This is a genomic window from Methylocystis sp., from assembly GCF_051061225.1.
Lineage (GTDB): Bacteria > Pseudomonadota > Alphaproteobacteria > Rhizobiales > Beijerinckiaceae > Methylocystis.
In genome coordinates this window covers 1-8,644 of sequence record NZ_JBPFEB010000133.1, presented here as the reverse complement: position 1 = coordinate 8,644, position 8,644 = coordinate 1, and the positions used below count along the sequence as shown (strand labels likewise).

Genomic DNA, 8,644 nt, shown 5'->3' with positions numbered 1-8,644 from the left:
CGCCATACCTTCCGGTTGACCTTCCTACTCCTTCGGCCACCTCTCGCCTTCGCCTAAATCATGCGGCGGCGTGAGCCCTGTAGACGTCGTTACGTGCGAGCAAAGCCCACGCGACCCGCGCCATTTTGTTGGCCAAGGCCAGTATGACCAACATGGGTGGCTTTCGGGCAAGCATCTGAGCGAGCCAGGATCCTGCCGGTGGCGGCCGTCTGGATGTCTGGCGAACCAGAGCGCTCGCGCCGATGATAAGTAGACGGCGTAGGGTGCGCTCGCCCACCTTCGACGTGGCTCCGAGCTTCTGTTTTCCGCCGGTTGATTTCTGCAAGGGAGTCAGGCCGAACCAAGCAGCAAAATCCCGCCCTTTCCGGAATGTTTTTGCTGCAGGCGCGAGCGCCGTCAACGCCGTCGCCGTGATGGGGCCAATCCCTGGAACTGTCATCAGGCGGGACGCGACGTCTTCCTCTCTGGCTCGCTTGCCGATCTCCCGATCGAGAAGCGTTATCTACCTGCCAAGCGCGTCGATCATTCCGAGCATGATATCGACAATTGCGCGAGCCGCTTGGGGTATCCTGCTTTCGGGATGTTCAAGCAGAGCGATGAGCTTGGGAAGGTTGGCCGGGCCTTTGGCGGTGACCAACCCATATTCTGCAAGTTGTCCCCGAACTGCATTAATGTGCTGGGTTCGTTGCCGCACCAATAAGTCTCGGGTTCGAAAAATTGCCGAGCTGGCTTGGGCCGCCTCGCTTTTAACCGCAACAAACCGCATAGTCGGACGCTGGGCTGCTTCACATATCGCCTCGGCATCGGCCGCGTCGTTCTTCTGCCGTTTCACAAACGGCTTAACGTAGGAGGGTGGGATAAGCCGGACCTTATGGCCAAGCTCAGGAATCGCACGCGCCCAATGATGGGCTCCCCCGCATGCTTCCATAGCAACGACACAGGCTGAAGGCCTTTGAAAGTCGAGAACTTGAGATCTCCGAAAGGCCTTTCGAAATAGGACTCTCCCTGCGGCATCGGCGCCATGGACTTGAAAAGAGAGCTTAGCCAAGTCTAATCCAACTGTCGCAACCTCCTGCATAATCGCCTCCATCCGAAGTGGGACACCAAATCACCCCATGGCATGCGAGCCGCAGCCGAGGGGGCGTCCGCCCCATCAGGACTCATTGATTGAGGTAGAATGCGACTGCGGCTGCGATGCAGATGGCCGAGAAGAAGGCGTGGGCGCATCTGTCGTAACGGGTGGCGATTCGGCGCCAGTCCTTTGCGCTCGCGAGCGCGGCGAAGATGCCGAGCCGGCTCCAGCGGATGAAACGGTTATAGAGCGTCTTGGGCGGCCCATACTCCCTGGGCGCGTCCTTCCATTGCAGGCCGTGCTTGATCACGTAGACGATCCCACTGACGACCCGCCGGTCATCTACCCGTGGCATGCCCTGAGACAGCGGAAAACAGGGGGAAATGCGCGCCATCTGCGCTTCGCTGAGTAGGAACAAATCACCCATCAAAGCCTCCATTTCGGAGACTTTGAATCACGACCCAGACAAAATTAATAGGTCCTGACCTTAGCGCGGTCCGCGCCCATTCTTTGTCCCGGATCAACCGGCCCGTTTCGCCGCCGCCGGAAAGAAAGCCGTACGATGGCTCTCCATGCTGACCTCGTTGGGCAAGAAGGCCTTAATGTAACTTAGTCGGCACCTTCTTTCAGAAAAGAGCCCTGGGAGCCTATAGCGCAACTTTCGCACCCATAGGCACACGTCATCCGCTGTGTGCTAACCTCGGCTTATCCTGGCGTAGGCTAAGGCGGCGAGATGGAGCCTTCGGGTGGAGGGTTCGATGGCAGCCATCGCGGCCTGCGGTTTGATTTTACCCAATTCTCCCTAGCTAAGGGGCGGGGGCAGCTCCGCCCCTTGCAACGTGATGGGGAGTCAAAGTGATGGCTGGAAAAGGCGATTTCGCTCCTGCGGAATGGAAAAAGCTGCTTGAAGCCCCGCTACTCGCCGGCTTTGCTATCAGCGCCGCAGATCCAAGCGGGTTTATCGGAACGCTCCAAGAGGCCTTTGCGAGCGCCCGCGCCCTAGCAGAGACGAAGGCGGGAGGCGCTGACGGACTGATAAAGGCTGTTGTCGATGACCTGCTGACCTCGAGCGGCCGGCATGATGCTCGGGAGGGCGTGCGCACGGTTGTGCAAGGCGCTCAGCTTGCGGAAATGAAGGACAGAGCGCTTGCAGAGCTTAAAAGCACAGCTTCGATTCTCGACGCCAAAGCGCCCGTTGAGGCAAAAGCGTTCAAGTCGTGGCTTGCCCGTATCGCGAAAACAGTAGCGGAGAGCGGGACTGAAGGCGGCCTATTCGGTTTTGGGGGAGTCAAGGTTAGCGAGATCGAAAAGGCTACACTCGCCCAAATCTCTACTACGCTTGGCGTGTAGTTTCACCGTCACATACTACGATAGCCCCGCTCTTCCCTCGCCGCCTCTTCGAGCCACCGGTCGCGACCAGGATCGTGGCCGGTTGCTTGATGAGGTCAGTATCAGTCTCGTCAGTCAACGAGAACCCAGCGTGCTGCAAAATACGCAGCGGCGCCAATGGCGATAATCGCCAGCATTCCGACCGGCGTGGCCGCATAAGTCGTCAGTTCAAGGATAGCTCCCATAGTTCCGAGCCTTTCATGATGTGAGACGATCTGGAGTGGATAGGCGTCGCGCTTAGCAAGCGCTCGGTCCTATCGGTATCGATTTGGGCCCTTCCCGCGTCGGAGCTAAATACCATTCACTGGGTGATACAAGCGTTGCTTGGCGAAGAAGAAGCAAAGGCGACAAGACGCCGCACTGACTGCGGCCACTGTGCGCCGTTGCGCTGCCACGTGCGGGGAAAAGCGCACGCGTAGCTCCCATGAGACTTAGGTATGCATTTAAACTCTGGATTTCGATTAGGACGAAGGCCTTTGGGTCCCTGGTGGTAGAAAAGAGGAACTAGGGGAGGGTAGCCTCACATGCGACGCGATCATGTCCAGCGGCGTCACTCTGCTATTCATGGCTGCCTCGGAAAAAATGAGGCCCAGGCAACGAGCGCGTGCAAACCGACTGAGATCGCGGCTTGATCCGCCATATCGCTTACATCAAGCCAGTTCTTTCCGGGGCAGCCGGGTCATTGCTCGGGACCTTGTGGCGCGCCCGCTGATCTTACCCGGGGTGCCTTACATTGATATCGTGGGCGTGGCCGGCACGTTGATTCTTCCACATGCCAACTCATGGGCGTGGTGGGCGGCTGGCATGGCACTGCATTTGTTGGTTGGAGCTAAGCAGTTGGGAGCTGCTATAAGAAGCGCCACCAATGGGCTGCTCCTCTCAACCCTGCCAGAGGAGATTCGCGGCGTCAGCGTCTGGGGCCTTTGATTGGACTGTCAAGCACCTTTCGAACAGCTCGTGCAAATTGCTGCAACGTGAACGGCTTGGTGAGCACGTTCTCGACCTGGATATTCTGCCCAAGTAGCATGGCACGCGGGAAGCCTGTCATGTAGAGAACCTTCAAGTCATGTCGCCGGAACACAGCCTCCCTCGTCAATTGCGCGCCATCCATGTCAGGCATCACAACATCCGTAACAAGGAGATTGATCGCTGGATGCGCTTTTAGGACCTCAATGGCGGCGTAACCGCCTCCTGCCTCTTCGGCTGTGTACCCCAGTTCGCGGGCGGCGAGCGCAGTAAGCTTCAAGGCGGTTGGATCGTCATCCACGACAAGCAGCACTTCATCAAGTGTCCCCAACGGCAATTCTGCGCCGTCCGGATGGGAGTTCGAGCCTATAGCGCCCAGGAAGCGGGGGAACAGGATGCTGACATTCGTTCCAAGCCCGCGCTCAGAGTAAATTTTGATGTGGCCATTCGATTGTCTTACAAAGCCATGAACCTGGGATAATCCGAGGCCGGTCCCTTTGCCCATAGGTTTGGTCGTGAAAAACGGATCGAAGGCGCGGGCCACGACTTCGGGCGCCATCCCCTCGCCTGTGTCGGCGACTGAGAGATTGATATACTCACCGGTCTGGACGCCAGGGTTTTGCGCTGAATAGCTCTCATCGATGGTGGCGTTCTCGGTGGTGACGATCAGCCGTCCCCCGTTCGGCATGGCGTCACGCGCGTTCACGGCCAAGTTGAGCAGTGCATTTTCGAGCTCATGAGCGTCGAGGCACGTCTCCCATAGACCCTCTGCGAGGTGCGTCTCCAGCTCGATTTTAGAGCCGGTGGTACGCCTCAAGATGTCCGACATGCCGCGGACAAGGTCGTTGACGTTTATAACCTTAGGGTCGAGTGGCTGCTCGCGAGAAAAGGCGAGGAGGCGGCGAACCAGCCGGGCAGCCTTGTCAGCGCCCTCCTCGGCGGCGCCAATAAGCATGTGGAAGTCACCTTCCCCAGATTTGAGCTTCCGTCTCAAAATATTCAAACTCGAGACGATGACTGCCAGCATATTATTGAAGTCATGCGCTATGCCACCTGTCAGTTGGCCCATAGCTTCGAGCTTCTGTGCTTGTCGCAGCTGAGCTTCAACTTTCACTCTTTCGCTGGATTGTTTGACGACCTCTTCGTAAGCTCTCTGCAAATTCTCATTGGCGGCCTCAAGCGCGATAAGTTGGCGCTCCGATGTCAACAAGACGAAAAGGCCCGACGCGGCGACAGCAAGGAAAAGAAAACCGAAGACAATTTCGAGCGCCTCTGCCGCGCTCAGATAGGCTTGCTCCCTTTGCTGATAAAGACGATCTTCCTCGCTCATCATTTCATCGAAAGCGCGCGTGGTTTCGCGCACGATTTCTAGACCGTGTCCGCCTTTTAACGACGCCAGCGCCTCCTCAGGTCGCCCTTCGACGACGCTTTGAATCCGGCTCCTCATCAACTCCAATCTTTCGTGGATGAGGGGAAGCACGCGCTCTATTGCGGTAAGCTGCTTGGAGTTGTCCGCGACCAGGTCGCGCAGATCATCGATCTCCCGCTCTATCTGAGGCGCCACTGTTTCGTAGGACAACTCTAAGAAGCGTCGATCCTGCGTCGCAATGAAGCCTCGCTCGCCACTTTCAGCCCGTCGGACCAACGCAGACAGGCTATTGAGGCAGTTTTTCACCGCCATTGTATGCCTGACCCACATAGAAGCGTCGCGTTTGTGGCCCTCTGTGTGCATTGCAGCAACCGCCGCAAATCCGACGATGGCCATGGCGAACAAAACCGAGAGCAAGGCTGCGCGCTGTCGATGCGGAAGCTTCACTTTAGTCACCCAAGAGTTTGATTTGCTGCCACATTAGCATAGGCGCTGGAGAAGGCGCGACGAGCGTCTCCAGTGCAGGCAAGAGATCGCGGCGGCGGCCACCGATCGCGGCATGGTTCCAACAGTGCGATCAGGCTCAGCACGACACGGCTTCCTCAAAAGCGCTCACCCCGCCATGAAATCAGAGCCTCACCTCGAACGCGCTTTAGGAGGCGCTTGATCCCCGCACCTCCCGGAGCCGGGTGACGATGATGTGAGCGTAGCAATTCACCTCCCACGGAGCGGGACCTGCGGCGGTTGAAGAGGCCTTCTGGGAGCAGACAACCCAAAAAACACTCATGCTACTCAGGCGGGTCTATTTAAGCTTGGCTGAGCAAATGCTAGATTATGCTGCCCTTACAGGGGACTGGAGCTGGCACACGCGCGTGGAGGGGGACGTGGACGAGCGCCGCCGCCTTGACAGCCAGAAGTAGGTTTTTTTGGAAAACGCGCTCCGCGAGAACGACTTGGTTCTCCAGATGGCCCTCGAGTCGGGGGGCATCGGGATCCACGTTTGGGACCCACAAACAGGCGAACTCGTCTGGGACGATAGGGTCAGAGCGCAATGGGGTCTGAGACCCGGCGCGCATGTCGATTACGAGACCTTTATGCAAGGCGTGCACCCGATAGACAGGGCCGCTGTTCGGGAGGCGATTGAGCGCGCGCTCAATCCAGAGAACGGCGGCTATTATAGAGCAGAATACAGGGCTGTAGGGATAGAAGATTGAATCGAGCGCTGGATCGTTGCGACGGGGCGGGTTCTTTTCTCCGACCAGAAAGCAGTGCGTCTGATCGGCACGACGCAAGAGGTCATAGAGAAGAGGCGGGCTGAAGACAAATTACTCTATAGCGAAGCATTGTTTCGCGCTGTGTTCGAAACGACAAGCGCAGCGTTGGCGCAAATAGATACACGAACGGGCCGGTTTATCCAGGTTAATCGAAGGTTCGCCTCGTTGCTTAGGCACCAACCCTCCGACCTTCACAACACACGAGTTCGCGACTTCATCGTGGACGATTGCACCCATGACTGGGATGGCGTGGGGGGGCTGGCGGATGGAGCCCGCGGCGTCTTTGAAGCGGACAACCTTTATCTCCGGCAGGACGGTTCAGTCTTTCGAGGCCACGCGGTAGCCAATCGTGCTGACGGCCTCGCGGGAGCTTCTGTCGCTGTTCTCCTCCTCTCTGATCTCAAAGATGGCGTTTAGTCCCTCATCGAAGGGCCCGATGCTCGTGAGGAGTCGCTGAAGGATCGCTCCGCGCCTGGCCCCGCACGCGGATATCGGCTTCATGTGAGCGCCTGCGACAGAACTCCGCCTCCTATCCATGGAGGAAAATCGCCTGGGGTGGCTAAGCCAGATCAAGGCTTGGCGCGGCACATTGCGATGGCTTCTTGCCAAGTTTTGCCATTGTTGTTGACCTGTGTCTGGAAGCAATTAGCAGTAGGGTAAGGACCCGTCGTTGTAACCGGTGGCGCAAAGACGGCGCCGAGCGCCTGTGAGGCAATGGCAACCGTACAAGCGATAAAGCCACGCATTCGTTTTCCCAATTAATGCTGACCGGAGAGCGGGGCTACTTCCATCTGACGAGCCATGGGGTGCATGAGGGGATGGAGCCACAGGAAGGAAACGGATGGTGGCTGCCGGCAACTTGTTCGCGAATGCGCCCGAGCGCTCGGCCAAGGAGAAGATCACGACCTTGACCCAGTTCCCCGGCGTGCGGATCGAGCGCATCGACTCCGTCGAGTGCGCTGGCGCAGATGGGTCCCGCCGCCTCCTTTTATGTTGGCCTCATCAGGAGCGAGCAATTTGACGCCGCCACCAGTTGGGCGGCCTATTTTTTCGTCCCAACGGCGACCTCGGGGTTGCCTTGTCCTATCCGCGCCACGAGCGCGCGGATGCAATGAACAGAGCCACCGTCATCTTTTCGATTTTTGTCGTCAACTATACGCCCGACCATAGCGTGCGCTTTGATCGAGAGGGAAGCCGTTGGAGGTTCTGGGCAGATACTACTACCCGGGCCAGCTACGCCTTTTCATAGGAAAGAAAGAAATTCCGCCAGAGCAGCCGTTCTTTAGATAGGACACGGCCGGTCTTGGCGGTGTTTCTCGAGCGCGAGACCGGCTCACGGTCATGGTTCCCCTGCGGGCGTCGGAAACGTCAACCGCGGTATAAAATGCATCGACCAATAGCGCCCAGCCTAGGGTCAGGACCTGTTAATTTTGGCTGAGGCGTGTTTCAAAGTCTCCGAAATGGAGGCTTTGATGGGTAATTTGTTCCTACTCAGCGAAGCGCAGATGGCGCGCATTTCCCCCTGTTTTCCTCTGTCTCACGGCATGCCACGGGTAGATGACCGGCGGGTCGTCAGTGGGATCGTCTATGTCATCAAGCACGGCCTGCAATGGAAGGATGCGCCCAGAGAGTATGGGTCGCCCAAGACGCTCTACAACCGCTTCATCCGCTGGAGCCGCATGGGCGTCTTCGACCGCATATTCGCAACGCTCGCCGCGCAGGGACCAAAGCCCGAGCGGATCATGATCGACTCGACCCACCTCAAGCCGCATCGCACGGCGGCGAGCCTTTTAAAAAAGGGGCTTTTTCCCGCTGTATCGGCCGGACGAAGGGCGGGCTGAACTCCAAGCTTCACGTTGTCTGCGACGAGGGCGGGAGGCCCCTCGTGAAGCTGCTGACAGAAGGGCAGATGAGCGACCACAAAGGCGCGCGTGTGATGCTGAAAGCGTTGCCGTCCGCTTCTGCGTTGATCGCCGACAGGGGTTACGACAGCGATTGGTTTCGGGAAGCTCTCGCGGCGCGCGGAACCAAGCCCTGCATCCCGCCAACCAGAAGCCGGAGGACCCCTCTTGATTACGACAAGGCGCTCTACCGGCAGCGTCACAAGATCGAGAACCTCTTCGCCAAGCTCAAAGACTGGCGCCGCATCGCCACCCGTTACGAAAGATGCGCCCACGCCTTCTTCTCGGCCATCTGCATCGCAGCCGCAGTCGCATTCTATCTCAATCAATTGGCTCGGCCTGACTCCCCTGCAGAAATCAACCGGCGGAAAACAGAAGCTCGGAGCCACGTCGAAGATGGGCGAGCGCACCCTACGCCGTCTACTTATCATCGGCGCGAGCGCTTTGGTTCGCCAGACATCCAGGCGGCCGCCACCGGCAGGATCCTGGCTCGCTCAGATGCTTGCCCGAAAGCCACCCATGTTGATCATAGTGGCCTTGGCCAACAAAATGGCGCGGGTCGCGTGGGCTTTGCTCGCACGTAACGACGTCTACAGGGCTCACGCCGCCGCATGATTTAGGCGAAGGCGAGAGGTGGCCGAAGGAGTAGGAAGGTCAACCGGAAGGTATGGCG

Annotated in this window: 4 protein-coding genes and 4 pseudogenes; 5 read left to right on the top strand and 3 right to left on the bottom strand. The window is 58.3% G+C overall.

The window, feature by feature from the left end; all coding sequences use genetic code 11:
- Positions 1 to 58: 58 nt before the first annotated feature.
- Positions 59 to 1,078 (bottom strand): annotated as a pseudogene (locus ACR652_RS23530) (IS110 family transposase).
- Between the two features lie 193 nt (positions 1,079 to 1,271).
- Positions 1,272 to 1,499, bottom strand: a pseudogene (locus ACR652_RS23525) (transposase); the annotation flags it as partial.
- Between the two features lie 431 nt (positions 1,500 to 1,930).
- Here ACR652_RS23525 and ACR652_RS23520 point away from each other — a divergent pair.
- Entirely contained in the window at positions 1,931 to 2,422 is a 492-nt protein-coding gene (locus tag ACR652_RS23520) for a hypothetical protein (protein ID WP_434508905.1), read from the top strand.
- Positions 2,423 to 3,368: 946 nt separating this feature from the next.
- Here the strand turns inward: ACR652_RS23520 and ACR652_RS23515 are convergent.
- Positions 3,369 to 5,243, bottom strand: a complete 1,875-nt coding sequence (locus ACR652_RS23515) for a CHASE3 domain-containing protein (RefSeq protein ID WP_434508904.1) — start codon at positions 5,241 to 5,243, stop codon at positions 3,369 to 3,371.
- Positions 5,244 to 5,761: 518 nt separating this feature from the next.
- On the opposite strand from ACR652_RS23515, the gene ACR652_RS23510 reads away from it, so the two are divergent.
- The 4 genes and pseudogenes from ACR652_RS23510 to ACR652_RS23495 form a co-directional block, all read left to right on the top strand.
- Positions 5,762 to 6,010, top strand: a complete 249-nt coding sequence (locus ACR652_RS23510) for a PAS domain-containing protein (RefSeq protein WP_434508906.1) — start codon at positions 5,762 to 5,764, stop codon at positions 6,008 to 6,010.
- Between the two features lie 54 nt (positions 6,011 to 6,064).
- On the top strand, positions 6,065 to 6,487 hold the full coding sequence (locus tag ACR652_RS23505; RefSeq protein WP_434508903.1) for a PAS domain-containing protein: 423 nt from the start codon (positions 6,065 to 6,067) through the stop codon (positions 6,485 to 6,487).
- Positions 6,488 to 7,542: 1,055 nt separating this feature from the next.
- Positions 7,543 to 8,294 (top strand): annotated as a pseudogene (locus tag ACR652_RS23500) (IS5 family transposase); the annotation flags it as partial.
- A gap of 7 nt (positions 8,295 to 8,301) precedes the next feature.
- Positions 8,302 to 8,586 (top strand): annotated as a pseudogene (locus tag ACR652_RS23495) (transposase); the annotation flags it as partial.
- Positions 8,587 to 8,644 lie beyond the last annotated feature (58 nt).